The following is a 19,158-nucleotide window of genomic DNA, read 5'->3' on the forward strand; positions in this document are numbered from 1 at the left end:
CTATCGATCACTCACCGACGACGATGTATCCGTCCGTGGTGAGGGTGTTGTCCGGGCCGAAGACCAGGTTGCCGTACGAACCGGTTGCCGGTTCGCCTGCGTCACTGAAGTTGAGCGCACCGGTGACACCGTCGTAGTCGATGTCGGTGCCGGCCTGCAGCAGCGGAAGGCATTCCTCGAACGTCGTGCACTTCTCGCCGTCCTTGGTGACACTGTTGATGTTGGCCGCGATATCCACGCCCGCAGTCGATCCGGCCTGAACGGCGGCCAGGGCAGGAATGACCACGGCGTCGTAGGACTCACCCGCATAGTTGAAGTCGACCAGCGCGGGATCGACGGTCTTGAGTCGGTCCTGGAACGCGGTGCCGACGTCGGTCAGCGGCGTGGTGCCCCGCATCGTGTCGAGCAGACCCGGAGCCATCGACTCGCCGAGTGCATTGCCCATGTTGCCGTCGACGCCGTAGACCAACGTGCCGTCGGACGGTCCGATTCCGAGCTCGTGCATACGGGTGATGATGCGAGCGGACTCGTCGAATCCGATCACCGCGACGGCATCGGGCGCGAAGTTGTTCACGTCGTCGATCTCGGCGTTGTACGACTGAGCGTTGGGGTCGTAGATGATCGTCTGGAGCTGATCGGACGCGATCCCGGCGGCTTCGAGGTTCTCGACCGTGTTGTTGGCCAGGCCCGTTCCGTACGGGTCGTTCAGGGCGAGGATGGACACCCGCTGCGCACCGTCCTGGGCGATGAGATCCGCGAGGGCCTGAGCCTGCAGCACATCGGTGGGAGCAGTGCGGAAGTAGAGGCCGCTGTCCGGGTAGCAGACGAACTGGTCGGACGTGTTGGCCGGCGAGATCTGCACGACGCCCGCGCTGGTGATCTTGTCGATGACCTGAAGGGAGACCGCGGAGGACGCGGCACCGACGATGACGTCGGCACCGCCTGCGAGCAGTCGGTCGACGGTGGTGTTGGCGGTGTCGGTGGTGGTGTCACCGGAGTCGCCGGGAATGAGCGTGACCGGCTGATCCAGGACGCCGCCGGCCGCATTGATGTCGTTGACGGCGAGCTGCACACCGGCGACCTCGGGCGGTCCGAGGAAGGCCAGGCTGCCGGTGTTGGGCAGCAAGGTTCCGACGACCAGAGGATCGGTGACGGGCGTGGCCCCTGCTGTGGCCTGCTCGGGCTCGCAATCGGTGGAGACGGTCGTTTCCGCGGCTGCAGTGCCGCCGCCGGCAGTGGTGGAGTCGGTCGAGCCCGAGTCGTCGCTCGACGAACAGCCGAACAGTGCGAGCGAGGTGACGCTCAGCACCGCAGCCGTGCGGACATAGGTCCGAATTGCCATCTAGGTTCTCCTTGAAATTGCTCGTCGTTGAAGCGCACCTGAGTTGCATGTGGCTCACGTGTGGATCAGACGCTAACGCTCGGAACCGATTCGCAAGGCCTAGAACGAGGCTCGTGACCTGACTGTGACCTAGGGAGTCGAAGTTTTACGTGGCCGTAGCTTTCGCGGGCCGATCATCCCTCTGCCGCAGGCTTGTTCGCAGGAGTACCGAGTGTCTCGATCACTACTTCGGCGACCGCTTTCATCGTGGTCCTGCGGTCCATCGCGGCGCGTTGAATCCACTTGAACGCCTGTGGTTCTGTGAGCGACTGCGAGGTCATCAGGATCCCCTTGGCCTTCTCGATCAACTTGCGTGTCTCGAGCCGATCCTGCAGATCGGCAATCTCGGATTCGAGGGCGGAAATCTCGCCGAAGCGACTGGCCGCCAACTCCACCGCGGGCATCAGATCGGCTTTGGTGAACGGCTTGACGAGGTAGGCCATGGCCCCGGCATCGCGCGCCTTCTCCACCAGTTCGCGCTGACTGAACGCGGTGAGAATGACCACGGGCGCGATGCGCTTCTCGGCGATCTCCGAGGCCGCATCGATTCCGTCCCGACGCGGCATCTTGACGTCCATGATGACCAGATCGGGACGCAGTTCGACGGCCAGCTCCACCGCCTGCTGACCGTCGGCCGCTTCACCGACCACGTCGTAGCCCTCCTCCCGGAGCATCTCCACGAGGTCGAGTCGGATCAGGGATTCGTCCTCTGCCACAACCACGCGAAGCGGGGGCTTGCCAGTACCGTTCGCACCAGGAGCATTCATCTGTATCGGTCTCCTTTGACAGTCATCGCCCATCAGGGCCGTCGAGCATCTGAAGGGTACCGGTGCGCGAGGCCGAAAGCGCATCTTCTAAACTCGTCAATCGTTGCTTGAAAGACGCCAGCCCTCGTATCCCAATTGGCAGAGGAAACGGATTCAAAACCCGTCCAGTGTGAGTTCGAGTCTCACCGAGGGCACCACGTGAATGCATTCCCGTTCGCGACGTCGGTAATGGTCTGCGCCGATCACGCCTACAGTGGAGCGATGTACATACCCAGCAGTCTTCGTTGCCATGACACCAGTGCGGGCAGTTTGTGCGCAGCGAAGGTCGACCATCGGTTCGGAGATTCGGCGGATCGGTCGGCGGAGTGGGTCTACTACACCTGCAGCGCCGACACCGCCCACGAGACCGGTTACGTCGATCGCTTGGTGACTGCCTGAATCATGTTCGTAGAACGCGCCTACGTCCACGCCGACGATGTCGGATCGGACTGGCCCTTCACCGTGCCTGCTGTCGCCGACCTCGCTCGCGAGGGACTCGAGTTCCTGGCACCGGTCACAATTCTGGTCGGCGACAACGGTTCCGGTAAGTCGACCCTCGTCGAGGCGATCGCCGAGGGTTTCGGTATCGATGCCCGTGGCGGACGGGCAGCGCAACAATCTCGTCGACTCGACGAGGTGACCAGCGCGCTGGGCGAGGTACTCGAACTCGAGACCACGCCGCGGGGTTCTCGAATGCTTCGTGGCCCGAGACTGAACAAGCGCGGGTTCTTTCTCCGCGCCGAGACCGCGTTCGACATGGCCGAGAACCTCGGCGGTATGCCGGGGTTCTGGGACGAGAACACCGCCGAGATGAGTCATGGTGAGGGCTTTCTGGCCATGTTCGGCTCCATGTTGGCCGAACCCGGTTTCTACGTTCTGGACGAGCCGGAATCGGCCCTGTCGTTCACCGCGTGCCTGCAGCTCGTTGCACTGATGTCCGAGCTGGGCAACGAGGGCGCGCAGATCGTCTGCGCCACCCACTCACCGATTCTGGCGTCGACCCCCGGTGCGGACATCGTCGAAGTCGGCGAACACGGTCTACGCCGAAGTACCTGGGACGAACTCGAATTGGTACAGCACTGGCGTCGCTACCTCGAGGACCCGAACAGCTATCTCCGTCATCTGCTCGACTGACCGTCGGCCATCGACACCTCACGACGGCGACGCACACTTCCCGGGGAAACCCCCATCGCCCGTTTGAAGGCCTTACCGAATGCCGCCTCCGAGAGATACCCACTGCGTCGGGCCAATTCGGACAGCACGACGTCCTCGGAACGCAAGGTCTGATACGCGACCTGCATTCGCCACGTCGCCAGGTAGCTCATCACCGATTCGCCGACCAGTTCGGTGAAACGCGCCGAGAACGCCGAACGCGACATGTTGGCGCTCGACGCCAGAGCCGCAACGGTCCACCGCTCGTGGGGATGTCGATGAATCAGAGCCAACGCAGCTCCGATTCGGTCGTCCTGCAACGCTCCGAGCCACCCGGACTGCGCTCGCGGACTGCTGGCGATCCATGACCGCAGTGCGAGGATCACCAGAATGTCGGACAGCCGGGTGATGACCGCCTCTCCCCCGGGCTCGAGGACTCGGGCTTCGTCCGCCACCATCGCCAGGACGTTCTGCATCCTCGCTTGTTTCGGTCCGGGCTCTGCATCGACGAACACCACAGCAGGCAGCAGACGGACGAGCTGTTGCGCCGCAGGGTGATCCAGCCGCACCGCTCCGCACACCAGGGTGGCGGCCGGTCCTGCTCCCTCACCGTGAGTGATCACCGCGTATCGGTCGCTGACGTACTCGTGCGGGAGGTCGTACACACTCGCCGCTCGTGTCGCCGCATCCTCGTCGGCGGCGAGAACGTGACCTCGCCCATGCGGGACCAATGCGAAATCGCCGGGCACCAGCTCACGCGTCGGCTCATCGGGAACCGACAGCAGGCACCGACCGTCCACCACCGTGTGAAACCACAGCGCGTCCTCCATGGCGGGCAGGTCGAGACCCCACGAACCGCTCATCTCGGATCGTACGTAGAACGATCCGGTCAACCGCAGAAAGTGCAGGGCCTCACCGAGCGGATCGGGCGACTTCCAGGGGTCGAGTCCACGCATCGATCGATTGTTGCATCACTTGGACGATCGGACATCGAATCCGGCGTTTCGAGCATTGATCATCCTGCTGTTCCGAGCGACAGTGGACGACAGGACAAATCCCCGTCGAAAGGATCACCGACCGTGAACATCAACCGAACAGACCCGTCGTGATGGAGCGGGCGTCCTCGGTCGCCACCCTCGTGTCCGCGATCGGATGCGGGCTGGTCGCAGGAGTGCTGCTCGCCTTCTCCATCAGCGTGCTCCCCGGCCTGGCAACACTGCCGGTACCCGACGCCATCGCCGCCATGCAGAGATTCAATGCGGCGATTCTCAACCCGATGTTTCTCTGCCTGTTCTTCGGAACGGCCGTATCGTGCACTCTCGCAGCGATTCTCGCCATGTCGACCGATCGGGGTTCACCCCTGCTCGTCGTGAGCGGTGCCGTTCTCTACGTGGTCGGCTGCGTCGCGATCACGATGGCCCTCAACGTTCCGCTCAACGACGCGTTGGCCGGAGTCGACCCGGGCAGCCCCGCAGGAGACCAGGTGTGGCAGAACTTCGCCGACAAATGGACGCGATGGAACAACGTCAGAACGATTGCCGCAACCGCGGCCTGCGCGGCCCTGATTGCAGGTCAGGGCAGATCGACGCTGGGCTGATCGGACACCGAATCCTGGTGTCGCTTACGGATTTCTTCTTCGAACCGCGCTATCAGGTGGTCGGTGTCCGCGGTCGAGACGTCCCGCGCGCCTTCGTCCATCGCGGCGTCACGCCCCCGGCGCAGTGCGGCGAGTTCGGCTTCGAGTTCGTTGTTGTCGAGTACGCGTGGATCCAACATGACGTCCATTGTGGTCCCCCGTCCGGTGCCCCCGCGGGGATTTGCTGTAATCACGCAATGACCGTGGTGCACAGTTTCGAGCCGATTCTCGGCCGAGGCGCAACCACCCTGATTCTGGGATCGATGCCCGGCGTCGCGTCGCTGGCCGCCCAGCAGTACTACGCGCATCCGCGAAATGCGTTCTGGCCGATCATGGGAGCACTGTTCGATGCGGGCCCCGAACTTCTCTACGACGAACGAACCGAGCGTCTGCGCAGAAATGGCGTCGCGGTGTGGGATGTACTGAAGCTGTGCACGCGCAAAGGAAGCCTGGACTCGGCGATCATCGAATCCTCCATCGTGGCAAACGATTTCGAGACACTGTTCGCCGAGAATCCCGGCATCGACAGGGTGCTCTTCAACGGTGCCAAGGCCGACGAGAGCTACCGTCGTCACGCGACGGCGGTGACGCCCCACGTGACGTTCACTCGACTACCGTCGACCAGTCCTGCGCACGCCTCACTGAACCTGGATGCAAAGACGCGCGCGTGGTCGGATGCACTCAGGCCCGGACCCGCTTCGGGAAATGTCGAATGAGACCTTCCTGCACGACGGTGGCCAGCAACAGACCGTCCATCGAGAAGAACCGTCCGGTGGCCAGTCCACGGGACCCGGCTGCGACCGGTGATTCGGTGGCGTAGAGAGCCCACTCGTCGAATCGGAACGGGCGGTGGAACCAGATGGAGTGATTGACCGTCGCCGCCACGATGCGATCGAGTCCCCACGAGAGACCGTGGGTGGTGATGATCGAATCGAGCACCGTCGTGTCCGACGCGTACCCCATGGTCGCGGCATGAAAGATCGACTCGTCCGGCAGATCGCCGTCGGCCTTCATCCAGACCCGATTGTGGTTGAGCTTCTCGCCGGTGCCCTGCATGATCCACGCCGGGTCGTTCGCGTAGCGCATGTCGATCGGCTTGAGGGCGTCGACGAACATCTGCAGCCGGTCCTCGTAACCGACGAAGTGATCGCCGAGCGGAGGCAGTGCGTCGGGGTACGGAACCTCGGGCACCTCGACGCTGTGCTCGAGTCCCTTGCCGAAATCCTGGAAGGCAGCGAGCATGACGAACAGCTCGTTACCGTCCTGCACGGCGGTGACCTGGCGGTTGGCGAAGGCTCGTCCGTCGCGTTGCCTGGAGACCCGGTACTCGATGGGCTTCTTGACATCACCGCCGCGGATGAAGTGGGCGTTGATCGCGTGCACGTCGCGAGAGGTGCCGGAGACGGTGCGTCCGGCCGCGATCAGCCCCTGTGCAACCAGTTGCCCCCCGAACGTTCGGCTCCCCACCTGTTCGGGATGAACACCGACGAACACGTCCTCCTCGATCTCCTCGAGTACAAGGAGATCGAGGAGCTTCTCGAGATCGGTCCTTCGTACAGCTGTACTGCTCGACGCGCTTTCGCTGACGCCGGTTCCCCCCGCTTCGACCACTTACCGGTCCTCTTCTCCGATTCGGTGCACATGGATCAAGTTGGTCGAGCCTACTGTGCCGGGAGGGGCACCGGCCACGATCACGACCTGATCGCCCTTGTTGTACCGACCGAGTTCGAGCAGCGCCTTGTCGACCTCTTTGACCATCGCGTCCGTCGAGCCCACATCGGGGACCAGGAACGTCTCGGTGCCCCAGCTCAGCGACAGCTGACTGCGAACCTCGGAGATGGAGGTGAAGGCGAGCAGAGGAAGCTTGGTGTGCAGGCGAGCCAACCGTCGAACGGTGTCTCCCGACTGCGTGAAGGCAACGAGAGCCTTCGCGTCCAGACGCTCGCCGATGTCACGGGCGGCGTAGGAGATGACTCCACGCTTGGTGCGCGGCACGTGGGTCAGCGGAGGAACGCTGTCACCCTCGGTCTCGACCGTCTCGACGATGCGGGCCATGGTCCGCACTGTTTCCATCACGTACTTGCCCACCGAAGTCTCACCGGACAGCATGACCGCGTCGGTACCGTCGAGCACGGCATTGGCGACGTCGGACGCCTCGGCGCGCGTCGGGCGGGAGTTCTCGATCATCGACTCGAGCATCTGGGTCGCGACGATGACGGGCTTGGCGTTGGCGCGGGCGATCTGGATGGCGCGCTTCTGCACCAGCGGAACCTGCTCGAGGGGCAACTCGACACCGAGGTCACCGCGGGCGACCATGATCGCGTCGAAGGCGAGCACGATGGCTTCGAGATTGTCGACGGCTTCGGGCTTCTCGAGCTTGGCGATGACGGGAACTCGGCGGCCGACACGATCCATGACGGCGTGCACGAGTTCGACGTCCGCAGGCGAGCGAACGAACGACAGCGCGATGAAGTCGCATCCCAGAGCGAGGGCGAATTCGAGGTCCGCGATGTCCTTCTCGCTCATGGCGGGAACGGAGACGTCCATGCCCGGCAGGGACACGCCCTTGTTGTTGCTGACCGGTCCACCTTCGGTGACACGGCACAACACGTCGTTTCCTTCGACACCGGTGACCACGAGGCCGACCTTGCCGTCGTCGACGAGGAGGCGGTCGCCTTCCCTGGCGTCCTGGGCCAGCTCCTTGTACGTGGTCGACACCCGGTCGTGAGTGCCCTCGCACTCTTCGACGGTGATGCGGATCAGCTCGCCGGCCGCCCAGGTGGTCGAGCCCTCGGCGAAACGCCCGAGACGAATTTTCGGTCCCTGCAGGTCGGCCAGAATGCCCACGGCTTTGCCGGTGGCGTCCGATGCTGCGCGAACCCTCTCGTAGTTGGCCTGATGATCGGGGTGATCACCATGGCTGAAGTTCAGTCGTGCGACATCCATGCCACTCTCGACGAGTTCACGGATGCGCTCTGTGGTTGCGGTTGCGGGTCCAAGGGTGCAGACAATCTTCGTACGTCGGCTCACGAAAGCGAGCCTAGCCGCTGGACGCCGCGTTCTCTATCGCAGACGACTCCACCGGAATACTACCGATCGGTAGCCACGCTACCTTGCTGCTGAGAGGGTCTGTACCGGTTCAGAGACAGAGGTCACACGACCGCCAGGGGCAGTGCGGTCGGGTGTACCGGCGACGGCAATTCCGAGTGTCCGGTCAGAAAAGCGTCGACTCCGTGGGCCGCCGATCGACCCTCCGCAATCGCCCACACGACCAACGACGCACCGCGGTGCGCATCCCCGCACACGAATACCCCGGGTGCCGTGGTCTGCCAGTCGGGACCACACGAGAGCGCGCCCCGCTTGGTCGGTGTCAGGCCGTACTCGTCGAGCAACGGACCGAGCTCCACGCCTTCGAAACCGATGGCGAACAACGCCAGATCGCAGGGCAATTCGACCTCCTCCCCGATGGGCGTGACGATGCGTCGACCGTCCGCGTCGCGCTGGACCTCGACCTCGGCGAGCACCATGGCCCGAACGTGCCCGCGCTCGTCACCGAGGAATCGCTGGACCGCGACCTGATGACGCACGACGCCACCCTCGGCGTGCGCGGGTGAGGTGCGCAGCACCAGCGGCCACGACGGCCACGGTGAGAGACCGTCGTCGCGAGCCCCGGGCAGCGCGGGGTTGTAGTCGAGTTGCGTGACCGATGCAGCACCCTGTCGGTGGGCCGTTCCCAGGCAGTCTGCTCCGGTGTCACCGCCGCCGATGATGACCACGTGCTTGTCCGCAGCGGAGATGGAGGTGGGGCCGTCGCCCTCGCATTCTTTGTTCGACGGCACCAGATGCTCCATGGCCAGGTGGATGCCGTCGAGTTCGCGACCGATGACCTCGGCATTGTCGCGGGCCCGTAGAGCTCCGACCGCCAAGACGACCGCGTCGAACGATTCGCGTAGCTGCTCGACGGTGAAGTCGATCCCGACCTCGCAATCGGTGACGAAATGCGTTCCCTCAGCCCGCATCTGCATGAGGCGCTGATCGAGCACCGACTTCTCCAGCTTGAACTCGGGGATGCCGTAGCGGAGCAATCCGCCGAGTCGATCGTCTCGCTCGTACACGGTGACGTCATGCCCGGCGCGCGTGAGCTGTTGCGCTGCAGCCAATCCCGCAGGACCCGATCCGACGACGGCGACGCGCTTGCCGGTGGTGATCATCGGTGGCTGCGGAACGACGCTGCCGCCCTCCCAGGCCAGATCCGCGATCGTCTGCTCGACGCGCTTGATCGTGACGCTGCCACCGGTGGCCGCCTCGGAAATCGAGAGAACACAGGCCGATTCGCACGGTGCCGGGCACACCCGCCCGGTGAACTCCGGAAAATTGTTGGTGGCATGCAGTCGGTCGCTGGCCGCATCCCAGCGGTCGCGGCGCACCAGGTCGTTCCACTCGGGGATCAGATTTCCCAGCGGGCAGCCCGCCGTTCCCGAGTGACAGAACGGAATTCCGCAGTCCATACAGCGGCGTGCCTGATCGGAGACCTCGGCGGCCCGTTCGCTCGTGGGCTGGTGCGAGTACACCTCGTTCCAGTCCTTGACGCGCTCGCCGATCGGACGCTTGGCGGCCTCACGCTTGACGACTTTCAGAAATCCCTGTGGATCAGCCACGTGCAGCCTCCATGATCGCAGCATCGACGTCGCGCCCTTCGGCACGCGCCATTCGAGTCGCCTCCAGCACCCGCTGGTAGTCGACGGGCATGACTTTGGTGAACAGCGCAGACCGGCGGGGCCAGTCGGCCAGCAGCGAGGTAGCCACGGTGGACCCGGTCCAGCGCTGATGATTCTCGACGGTCTCGCGCAGCCACACCAGATCGTCCGGGTTGGGCACCTGCAGTTCGACCATCGCCATGTTCACGTCCGCCGGATCGAGACCGAGTACGAACGCGATGCCGCCGGACATACCCGCCGCCATGTTGCGACCGGTGGGCCCGAGCACCACGACACGACCGCCGGTCATGTACTCGAACGCGTGATCGCCCACGCCCTCGTTGACCGCGATCGCGCCCGAGTTGCGGACCGCGAACCGCTCCCCCGCCTTACCGCGCAGGTACACCTCGCCCGATGTCGCACCGTACAGAATCGTGTTGCCTGCGATCACGTTGTCCTCGGCGACGAACGGTGCATCATCGGCGGGGCGCACGACGATTCGGCCACCCGACAATCCCTTGCCCACGTAGTCGTTGGCGTCACCCACCAGGTCGATAGTGATTCCCGGCGGCAGGAAGGCCCCGAGCGACTGGCCTGCCGACCCGGTGAACGCGATGCGAATGGTGTCGTCGGGCAGACCGCCCGCGCCGTAGCGCCGGGTGACCTCGGATCCCAGAAGTGTTCCGACAGTGCGATTGACGTTGCGTACCGGTAGCTCCAACGTGACCGGGTGGGCATCCTCCAGCGCCCCCTCGGCCAGCTGGATCAGCGTCCGATCCAGCGCGAGATCGAGACCGTGATCCTGCGCGCGGAGGCGTCGACGCTGCGTCATCGGGGCGCCGTGCCGGTCGACAGGCATCGCGAAGATGGGAGCGAGATCGAGGCCCTTGCTCTTCCAGTGCGCCACACCGGCTGCGGTCTCGAGCACGTCCGCGCGACCGACCGCCTCGTCGATACTCCGAAAACCGAGCTGCGCGAGATACTGTCGCACGTCCTCGGCGATGAACTTGAAGAAGTCCTCGAGGAACTCGGGCTTGCCGGTGAACCGCTTACGCAGCTCAGGATTCTGGGTCGCGACACCGACCGGGCAGGTGTCGAGATGACAGACGCGCATCATGATGCACCCCGCCACGATCAGCGGGGCCGTCGAGAATCCGAATTCCTCCGCGCCGAGCAGCGCCGCGACGATGACGTCGCGTCCGGTGCGCATGCCGCCGTCGCACTGCACGGTGATGCGATCACGAAGTCCGTTGAGTACCAACGTCTGCTGCGCGTCGGCCAGGCCGATCTCCCACGGAGCGCCTGCATGCTTGAGCGAGGTCAACGGTGCCGCACCGGTTCCGCCGTCGTAGCCCGAGATGAGGACTACGTCGGCGTGCGCCTTGCTGACACCCGTCGCCACCGTGCCGACACCGACGGAGCTGACGAGTTTGACGTGGACGCGTGCGTTCTCGTTGGCATTCTTGAGATCGTGGATCAGCTGGGCGAGATCCTCGATCGAGTAGATGTCGTGGTGTGGTGGCGGCGAGATCAGGCCGACCCCCGGCGTCGAGTGTCGGGTCTTGGCCACCCACGGATACACCTTGTATCCGGGCAGCTGACCGCCCTCGCCGGGCTTGGCACCCTGCGCCATCTTGATCTGGATGTCCGTGGCGTTGACCAGGTAGTCACTGGTGACGCCGAACCGACCGCTGGCGACCTGCTTGACGGCACTGCGCCGCCTCGGATCGTAGAGCCGGTCGACATCCTCGCCGCCCTCGCCGGAGTTGGACCGTCCGCCGAGGTTGTTCATCGCGACGGCCATCGTCTCGTGCGCCTCGGCGGAGATGGATCCATAGCTCATCGCGCCGGTGTTGAACCGCGTGACGATCGACTCCACCGATTCCACCTCGTCGAGTGGAACCGGCGGCCGCACCCCGTCCTTGAACTCGAACAGACCGCGCAGTGCACCGCCTTCGCGAGCGAGCCGGTCCACCTCGTCGGTGTACTTCTGGAACACGTCGTATCGGCCGGTACGCGTTGCATGCTGCAACAGGAACACCGTCTCGGGGGTGAACAGGTGCAGCTCGCCTTCGCGGCGGAACTGGTACTCGCCGCCGATCTCCAACCGACGATGGACGCGGTCGGTCGGATTCTCGGGGTACGCCCTGCGGTGTCGCAGTTTGACCTCCTCGGCGAGCACGTCGAGACCGACGCCGCCGAGCTTGCTGACCGTGCCCTTGAAGTACTCGCGCACGACCTCGCGATCGAGACCGACGGCCTCGAAAACCTGTGCGCCGGTGTAGGACCCGACGGTCGAGATGCCCATCTTCGACATCACCTTCAGTACGCCCTTACCGAGTCCGTACAGGTAATTCCGTACGGCGATCGTCGGTTCGACTCCGGTCAGTTCGCCCTCGCCGACCAGATCCTCGATCGATTCCATCGCCAGATACGGGTTGACGGCTGCGGCACCGAAACCGATCAGCAGCGCCAGGTGGTGTACCTCGCGCGCGTCACCGGATTCGACGACGAGCGCGATCTTGGTGCGTTCCTTCGTGCGAACCAGGTGGTGATGCACGGCCGAGGTGGCCAGCAACGACGGGATCGGGGCCCGAGTGTGATCCGAATCGCGATCGGAGATGATGAGCGTCGTGTAACCCGCAGCGATCGCCTCAGATGCCCGGGCGCGCAACTCCTCGATGGCCTCGGCGAGACCTTCGCCGCCGCGCTCGACCTCGTACAGGCCCCGCAGTACCGTCGCCGACAGTCCGGGATGGTCTCCGTCGTCGTTGATGTGAATGATCTTGTTGAGCTCGTCGTTGTCGAGCACCGGCCACGGCAACACGATCTGCCTGCACGACGCCGCAGTGGGCTCGAGCAGGTTCTGCTCCGGACCCATCACCCGCGCGAGCGAGGTCACGATTTCCTCGCGGATCGAATCCAGTGGTGGGTTGGTGACCTGGGCGAACAGTTCGATGAAGTAGTCGTAGAGCTGACGCGACCGCTGCGACATCACCGCGGCAGGGGTGTCGGTACCCATCGAACCCAGAGGTTCGCCGCCGGACGCGGCCATCGGCGTCAATACGACGCGTAGGTCTTCTTCTGTGTATCCGAAGGCGACCTGCCTGCGCACCACCGAGTCGTGGTTGTACTGGATGTGAGCACGCTCGGGAAGGCTCTTGATCTCGAGCAGGCCGGCGTGCAGCCACTCCTGGTACGGATGTTCGGTTGCCAGTTGGAGTTTGATCTCCTCGTCCAGCACCAGACGCCCGGCGACGGTGTCGATCAGAAACATCTTTCCGGGCTCGAGGCGACCCTTGGCGACGACCTCGGATTGGGGCACGTCGAGCACGCCTGCCTCACTCGCGAGGATCACGCGGCCGTCCGCAGTCTGCCACCAGCGGCCGGGCCGAAGCCCGTTGCGGTCCAGCACAGCTCCGACATAGCTGCCGTCGGTGAACGTCACGCAGGCCGGACCGTCCCAGGCCTCCATCATCGATGAATGGAACTGGTAGAACGCCCGTACCCGTGGATCCATCGTGCGGTGGTTCTCCCACGGCTCGGGCACCATCATCATCACCACGTGCGGCACGCTGCGCCCACCGAGGTGCAGCAGTTCGAGCACCTCGTCCAAGGACACCGAGTCCGAGGCATCGGGGTTGCAGATGGGGAACAAACGTTCCAGGTCGCCGGGGATAAGGTCGCTCGACAGCAGCGCTTCGCGGGCGCGCATCCGGTTTCGGTTGCCCTTGACGGTGTTGATCTCGCCGTTGTGCGCAACGTAGCGATGCGGATGCGCCAGCGGCCACGACGGGAACGTGTTGGTCGAGAAGCGACTGTGCACGATGGCAATGGCGCTCTTGCACAATGGGTTACGCAGTTCCGGGAAGTACAGCGGCAGCTGCATCGTGGTGAGCATGCCCTTGTAGACGATGGTGCGCGAGGACAACGACGGGAAGAACAGCCCCGACCCCTCGGCCTCGATCTCAGGGGTGACTCGCTCGGAACGCTTGCGCAGTCCGTACACGAGACGGTCGAGGGCGAGACCGGCCGGACGCGTGCCGTCGACCTCGGGGGCGGTGACGTAGAGGTAGCTCATGTACGGCATGCAGCCGAGGGCAGTGAGGCCGACGTCGGCGCGATCGGGATCGACCTCGACGGGAACCCAGCCCAGAACGTCCAGACCCTCTTCCGCCGCAATCGATTCGACGCGCTCGATCGCGATCGCTCGCTCACGGATGCCCTGCGGGAGAAAACAGACTCCGGCTGCGAACGTGTTGTCACCGTCGGCACCGGCCGCGGGCAGATCGAACGGTGCGAGGGAGTCGAGGAGTTCGACGGGCAGCTGAATCAGAATTCCCGCACCGTCACCACTGTTTGGCTCGGCACCGGCAGCTCCACGATGTTCCAGGTTCTCCAATGCCAGAACCCCGTCGGCGACGATCGCGTGGGAGCGGCGACCCGCGATGTCGGCGATCATCGCCACGCCACAGGAGTCCTTCTCCGAGCTCGGGTCGTACAGACCTTGCTCCGCAGGCATCCGAGAAAACAGCACCACGATCACCTCCACATAGGCCGGTGGGGTGCGTGAAGGCGGCGCAGTGTCGTCGACCCTGCACCGAGAGTCTCGGCAACCCCGCCGGCGGGTCGGCTCGAGTCGACCGGAGCGGTCGGACGAGCCGAATCGAACGGCCTATCGGGAATTCACCGGGACAGCTCTGGCCCGCGAAAGAATCCGGGAACGCTCCCGGATGGCGAAATCGTAGCAGCTGGCAACTGCATCGATGCAATCACGAATATCGGCTGTGACGAATGCGATCGTCAGTCGCGCAACGGTCGACCGTGCTGATCACGCACGCTGCCGGTGAGCATCATGATGCCGTCGATCAACGGCCAGATTCCGCCGATACCGCAGGTGAGCCACGTGACCGCGATCTGCGCCACCGCGATGCCCGGCTGGTCGAGATAGAAGCGGCCGGCTCCGAACGCGCCCAAGAGGATGCCGAGCAGACCTGCCGTCAGCTTCTGCTTGTCCGAGAACGGCTCACCGGTGACCGGGTGCCGACCGTACGGAGCCATCGGGTCCATGTATCCGGGCCCACCTGCGTACTGGGGACCTGGGTACTGCGGACCGCCGTACGGGGGACCTGCGTACTGTCCGCCCGCATATGGCGGTGGCGCACCGTACTGGCTCGAATCGGCGGGCGGTGGGTAACCGGTGCCGGGAGTGGATCCGAACTGCCCACCCTGGTCGTTGCCGTAATTCGGGGTGGTGTAGTTCGGGTCGGGTGCGCCGTACACGGGACCCGGTCCTGAGGCGGAGCCTTTGTCGAACGAGATGGTCGGCTCCGACGGAGGGGTTCCGTCGCTCGACGATCCGTCCGAAGACGATGTACCGGAGTCACTCACGTCGAGCTCCCTTACTTTCGATGCAGTACCAGCAGGGGGATCAGTCTCTCAGCTTTCGCCCCTGAGGGTCCGTCACATTGCCCACCAGTATCAGCACGCCGTCGACGAGATGCCAGACGAACAGCCCGAACAACACGATGAGTCCGAGGCCGAACACTGCGGTGAGTAGCACCCCGAAGAAGAACACCAGCAGTTGTGCGACGCCGATGCCGATACTGCCGAGGTAAAAACGACCGACACCCAACCAACCGAGAAATATCTGCAACAGGCCGCCGACGATCTTGGACTTGTCCGACAGCGGCTCGCCGGTCACCGGATCACGCCCGTACGGTGCATCGGGACCTACACCGTACGCGGATCCACCCTGGTAGCCAGGGGGTACGCCGTAGCCATACTGGCCGTAACCCTGCTGGCCGTAACCCTGCTGGCCGTAACCCTGCTGCCCGTAACCCTGCTGCCCGTAGTTCGGCTGCGAATAACCCTGCTGACCGTATCCTTGCTGGCCGTAACCCTGCTGGCCGTAACCTTGCTGCGGGTAGCCCTGCTGGCCGTAGCTCTGCTGACCGTACCCCGGCTGGCCGTACCCCGGCTGGCTGTACCCCTGCTGTGGGTAACCGGGGGGTGCCGGAAAACCACCGAGCGGATTGTCGGTACTGCCGTCCGGGCTCGGGGCCGGGTAGCTCGGCGTGCTGGACCAACCGGGTCCGTTTCCGACGCCGGAGTACGTGTCCCAGCCAGGGCCGGTGGGGCCGGTGGGGCCGTGTGACGGTGCGGACTCCGAGGTGCCGGGCGGTTCCGACAGCGATGCTTCGGCGGTGGCGTCGTAATCGAACGGCGTGCCGAACGATGCGGTCGGCGCGGTCTCGCTGTCGCTCGAATCGGCAGAGCTGGAACTCGGTTCCGGCTCCGGATGAGGGGTCTTGTCGAAATCAACCACGCGTACTGCCTTCTTCCTCGGCTTTCTTGTCGGACGCCTGAACGGGCTTCGCATCGACGGCGTCTGCGTCCGTGGTGTCGTGGACCGATGTACGGGGTGAGCCATCCGCAGACGTGCCCTCGGCTGCCGCCTCGCTCGTGCGATCCTCGTCGTCGTTGGACCTCAATGTCGCAGGCTCTTCGCGGCCCTTGGTTGCGATCACGACGTAGGCCAGCGCCAGCACGAAGATGATGGCGGAGGTGAAGCTGTTGATGCGTATCCCGGCGATCTCGGTGGCGAAATCGTCGCGCATGAGTTCCACCCAGAACCGTCCGGCGCAGTATCCGGCGACGTACAGCGCGAACAGCCGACCGTGGCCGATCCTGTACTTGCGGTCCACGAGAACCAGCAGGACGACGATCGCGACACTCCACAACAGCTCGTACAGGAACGTCGGGTGCACGACTCGTTCCACGAACCCGGTCGAGACGCCGTTGAGTGGATCGAGCCGTCCGTCGGCGTCGACCCGCTCGTAGATCTCCAGTCCCCACGGCTGCGTGGTGGCGCGTCCGTACAGTTCCTGGTTGAAGTAATTTCCGATACGACCGATCGCCTGGGCCAACAGAATCGGTGGGCCGACGGCGTCACCGAAGGCAGGCAACGGGATTCCGCGTCGCCGACAGGCGATCCAGGCACCGACGCCGCCGAGGAACACCGCCCCCCAGATCCCCAGTCCGCCGTTCCAGACGTACAACGCCTCGATCGGGTTTCCGCCGGGACCGAAGTACGTCTTCCAGTCGGTTGCCACGTGGTAGAGACGCCCGCCCAGCAGGCCGAACGGGACGGCCCAGACTGCGACGTCGAGCACTGTGCCCTTGGTTCCACCTCGGGCCACCCAGCGTCGGTCACCCCACACCACCGCCACGACGATGCCGATGATGATGAACAGGGCATAGGCCCGCAGAGCCAGCGGTCCGACGTGCCACACCCCCTGCGGCGGGCTGGGAATGTAGGCCAGGATCGCGGTCGAAGTCACGACGCTACGTTAGCGGAACGGACACCCTCGGCGAGTTCCGTCGTCAGGTCGCGCACGGCATCGAGTCCCTTGTCGACGGCCGTCACCAGGGCCGAACCGACGATGACCGCATCGGCATACTTCGCGATCTCGGCAGCTTGAGCTCCCGACCGAACGCCGAGCCCCACGCCGATCGGAATGTCGGAGTGTTCGCGGATACGCGCCGACAACGCGGGTGCCATCGAGGACACCGCGTCGCGGGCACCGGTGACGCCCATGGTCGAGGCCGCGTAGACGAAACCGCTACTGGCCTCGACGGTGCTGACGAGCCGCTCCTCGGTGGACGACGGGGCGACGAGGAAGATTCGGTCGAGTTCGTAGCGGTTGGAAACCTCGATCCACTCCTTCGCCTCGTCGGGAATGAGATCCGGGGTGATGATTCCGAGCCCACCCGCGTTGGCGAGGTCGCGAGCGAAGTTCTCGATGCCGTACTTGAGCACCAGGTTCCAGTACGTCATGACGACCGCTTTTCCGCCCGCTGCAGCGACCTGCTCGGTGACAGCGAAGACGTCTTTGACTCGGGCCCCGGCCCGCAGCGCCACATCGGCTGCGGCCTGAATCGTGGGACCGTCCATCACCGGATCGGAATACGGAATGCCCACCTCGACGATGTCGCATCCGGCGTCGACCATCGTCTTGAACACCTCGACCGATCGCGGCACCGTCGGAAAGCCGGCGGGGAGGTATCCGACGAGTGCTGCGCGGCCGTCGGCACGGCACTGCGCGAAGGTACCCGAGAGGCGGGAGTCGTTGTTGCTCATGGCTTGATACCTGCTTCGTCGTCCACGTTCGCTTCGCCGGCTCCGTCGATCAGACCGAACCATTCGGCTGCGGTATCGACATCCTTGTCGCCACGGCCAGACAGGTTGACCAGAATGATCGCGCCTTCACCCAATTCCTTCCCGAGGGTTAAAGCGCCGGCGATGGCATGCGAGGACTCGATGGCCGGGATGATGCCCTCGGTACGGCACAGCAGCTTGAAGGCGTTCATCGCTTCGGTATCGGTGATTCCGCGATACTCGGCCCGCCCGATGTCGTGCAGGTACGAGTGCTCCGGACCCACGCCCGGGTAGTCCAATCCTGCTGAGATGGAGTGGGAGTCGACGGTCTGACCGTCCTCGTCCTGCAGCAGGTAGGAGTACGCGCCGTGCAGCGCTCCCGGGGTTCCACCGCTGATGGTCGCCGCATGGCGACCGGTCTCGACGCCGTCGCCTGCCGCCTCGAAACCGATCAGTCGCACGTCGGCGTCGTCGATGAAGGCATGGAAGATGCCGATTGCGTTGGAGCCACCACCGACGCAGGCAGCGATGGCGTCGGGCAACCTGCCCGTGGACGCCAGCACCTGCTGCCGCGCTTCGAGGCCGATGATGCGCTGGAAATCGCGCACCATGACCGGGAACGGGTGGGGCCCGGCGACGGTGCCGAAGCAGTAGTACGTGTTGTCCGCGTTGGTGACCCAGTCGCGCAGCGCCTCGTTGATGGCGTCCTTGAGCGTGCGTGAACCGGACTTCACTGCGACGACTTCCGACCCGAGCAAACGCATCCGGGCGACGTTGAGGGCCTGACGCTCGGTGTCGACCTCACCCATGTAGACGACGCAGTCGAGACCCATCAGGGCACAGGCAGTGGCGGTCGCGACGCCGTGCTGACCGGCACCGGTCTCCGCGATGACACGGGTCTTGCCCATTCGCTTCGCGAGCAGAACTTGCCCGAGCACGTTGTTGATCTTGTGAGAACCGGTGTGATTCAGGTCTTCTCGCTTGAGCAGGATCCGAGCGCCACCGGCATGCTCGGACAACCGCGTCGCCTCGAAGACCGGCGAGGGGCGACCGGTGTAATCGCGCTGCAGTCGGTCGAGTTCGCCGAGGAACTCGTTGTCGCTGCGCACCTTCTCGTACTCGGCGGTGACTTCCTCGATCACACCCATCAATGCCTCGGGCACGAATCTGCCGCCGTAGACACCGAAATGGCCGCCGACATCGGGCTCGTGCGCGCTGCGATCGGTGAGGCCGATGCTGCTCTGCGGCAGATCAGCGCCCTTGAAACGGACTGCCGCTGGGGCGTCCGTGATGGAAGAAGAATTGCTGGTGCTCACCGGTCCAGT

The 19,158-nt window shown here is 64.6% G+C and carries 16 protein-coding genes, 1 tRNA gene and 1 pseudogene; 5 read left to right on the plus strand and 13 right to left on the minus strand.

Features of this window, described 5'->3' with window-relative positions:
* Positions 1–7: 7 nt before the first annotated feature.
* Together MTX35_RS10635 and MTX35_RS10640 are read right to left on the minus strand one after the other, a co-directional pair.
* Positions 8–1,342, minus strand: coding sequence for an ABC transporter substrate-binding protein (locus MTX35_RS10635; protein ID WP_243594924.1), 1,335 nt, complete (start codon positions 1,340–1,342; stop codon positions 8–10).
* 173 nt (positions 1,343–1,515) lie between these two features.
* Positions 1,516–2,148, minus strand: coding sequence for an ANTAR domain-containing response regulator (locus tag MTX35_RS10640; RefSeq protein WP_243594925.1), 633 nt, complete (start codon positions 2,146–2,148; stop codon positions 1,516–1,518).
* 120 nt (positions 2,149–2,268) lie between these two features.
* Here MTX35_RS10640 and MTX35_RS10645 point away from each other — a divergent pair.
* The 3 genes from MTX35_RS10645 to MTX35_RS10655 all read left to right on the plus strand — a co-directional run bounded on the left by MTX35_RS10645 (position 2,269) and on the right by MTX35_RS10655 (position 3,321).
* A tRNA-Leu gene (locus tag MTX35_RS10645) sits at positions 2,269–2,345 on the plus strand.
* 64 nt (positions 2,346–2,409) lie between these two features.
* The gene (locus tag MTX35_RS10650) at positions 2,410–2,586 is read left to right on the plus strand and encodes a hypothetical protein (protein ID WP_170945993.1); all 177 of its coding nucleotides are present in this window, start codon (positions 2,410–2,412) and stop codon (positions 2,584–2,586) included.
* A gap of 3 nt (positions 2,587–2,589) precedes the next feature.
* Positions 2,590–3,321, plus strand: a complete 732-nt coding sequence (locus MTX35_RS10655; RefSeq protein ID WP_243594926.1) for an AAA family ATPase — start codon at positions 2,590–2,592, stop codon at positions 3,319–3,321.
* Here the strand turns inward: MTX35_RS10655 and MTX35_RS10660 are convergent.
* Positions 3,306–4,295 carry an AraC family transcriptional regulator gene (locus MTX35_RS10660; RefSeq protein ID WP_243594927.1) on the minus strand — a complete coding sequence of 330 codons (990 nt, stop codon included), beginning with the start codon at positions 4,293–4,295 and terminating at the stop codon, positions 3,306–3,308. The genes MTX35_RS10655 and MTX35_RS10660 overlap by 16 nt on opposite strands.
* A gap of 152 nt (positions 4,296–4,447) precedes the next feature.
* Between MTX35_RS10660 and MTX35_RS10665 the strand changes: the two genes are divergently transcribed.
* Complete coding sequence (locus MTX35_RS10665; protein WP_243595089.1) at positions 4,448–4,936, plus strand: DUF1772 domain-containing protein; 489 nt, start codon at positions 4,448–4,450, stop codon at positions 4,934–4,936.
* On the opposite strand, the gene MTX35_RS10670 is transcribed toward MTX35_RS10665, so the two are convergent.
* A complete protein-coding gene (locus tag MTX35_RS10670) occupies positions 4,912–5,115 on the minus strand; it encodes a hypothetical protein (RefSeq protein ID WP_243594928.1) in 204 nt (67 codons plus the stop codon). The two genes, MTX35_RS10665 and MTX35_RS10670, sit on opposite strands and share 25 nt — an antisense overlap.
* A 57-nt stretch (positions 5,116–5,172) precedes the next feature.
* Here MTX35_RS10670 and MTX35_RS10675 point away from each other — a divergent pair, with 57 nt between their 5' ends.
* A complete protein-coding gene (locus tag MTX35_RS10675; protein ID WP_243594929.1) occupies positions 5,173–5,691 on the plus strand; it encodes a DNA-deoxyinosine glycosylase in 519 nt (172 codons plus the stop codon).
* On the opposite strand, the gene MTX35_RS10680 is transcribed toward MTX35_RS10675, so the two are convergent.
* The 9 genes and pseudogenes from MTX35_RS10680 to trpB form a co-directional block, all read right to left on the minus strand.
* The gene (locus MTX35_RS10680; protein WP_243595090.1) at positions 5,657–6,481 is read right to left on the minus strand and encodes an acyl-CoA thioesterase II; all 825 of its coding nucleotides are present in this window, start codon (positions 6,479–6,481) and stop codon (positions 5,657–5,659) included. The two genes, MTX35_RS10675 and MTX35_RS10680, sit on opposite strands and share 35 nt — an antisense overlap.
* A 105-nt stretch (positions 6,482–6,586) precedes the next feature.
* Complete coding sequence (pyk, locus tag MTX35_RS10685; protein WP_243594930.1) at positions 6,587–8,005, minus strand: pyruvate kinase; 1,419 nt, start codon at positions 8,003–8,005, stop codon at positions 6,587–6,589.
* A 122-nt stretch (positions 8,006–8,127) separates the two neighbouring features.
* Complete coding sequence (locus tag MTX35_RS10690) at positions 8,128–9,633, minus strand: glutamate synthase subunit beta (RefSeq protein ID WP_243594931.1); 1,506 nt, start codon at positions 9,631–9,633, stop codon at positions 8,128–8,130.
* A complete protein-coding gene (gene gltB, locus MTX35_RS10695; RefSeq protein ID WP_243595091.1) occupies positions 9,626–14,209 on the minus strand; it encodes a glutamate synthase large subunit in 4,584 nt (1,527 codons plus the stop codon). Before gltB ends, MTX35_RS10690 begins: the two co-directional genes overlap by 8 nt.
* 266 nt (positions 14,210–14,475) lie before the next feature.
* A pseudogene (locus MTX35_RS26260) lies at positions 14,476–15,060 on the minus strand (NINE protein); the annotation flags it as partial.
* A gap of 43 nt (positions 15,061–15,103) precedes the next feature.
* Positions 15,104–16,000 (minus strand): TM2 domain-containing protein, encoded by an 897-nt coding sequence (locus MTX35_RS10705; RefSeq protein ID WP_243594932.1) that lies wholly within the window; start codon positions 15,998–16,000, stop codon positions 15,104–15,106.
* On the minus strand, positions 15,993–17,015 hold the full coding sequence (gene lgt, locus MTX35_RS10710; RefSeq protein WP_243594933.1) for a prolipoprotein diacylglyceryl transferase: 1,023 nt from the start codon (positions 17,013–17,015) through the stop codon (positions 15,993–15,995). Before lgt ends, MTX35_RS10705 begins: the two co-directional genes overlap by 8 nt.
* The gene (trpA, locus tag MTX35_RS10715; RefSeq protein WP_243594934.1) at positions 17,012–17,815 is read right to left on the minus strand and encodes a tryptophan synthase subunit alpha; all 804 of its coding nucleotides are present in this window, start codon (positions 17,813–17,815) and stop codon (positions 17,012–17,014) included. The genes lgt and trpA overlap by 4 nt, the downstream gene beginning before the upstream one ends.
* Positions 17,812–19,083 (minus strand): tryptophan synthase subunit beta, encoded by a 1,272-nt coding sequence (gene trpB, locus MTX35_RS10720; RefSeq protein WP_279395849.1) that lies wholly within the window; start codon positions 19,081–19,083, stop codon positions 17,812–17,814. The genes trpA and trpB overlap by 4 nt, the downstream gene beginning before the upstream one ends.
* Positions 19,084–19,158 lie beyond the last annotated feature (75 nt).

Origin of the sequence: Rhodococcus sp. ARC_M12, assembly GCF_022810385.1 — a bacterium.
In the GTDB taxonomy this organism is placed as follows: Bacteria; Actinomycetota; Actinomycetes; order Mycobacteriales; family Mycobacteriaceae; genus Rhodococcoides; species Rhodococcoides navarretei.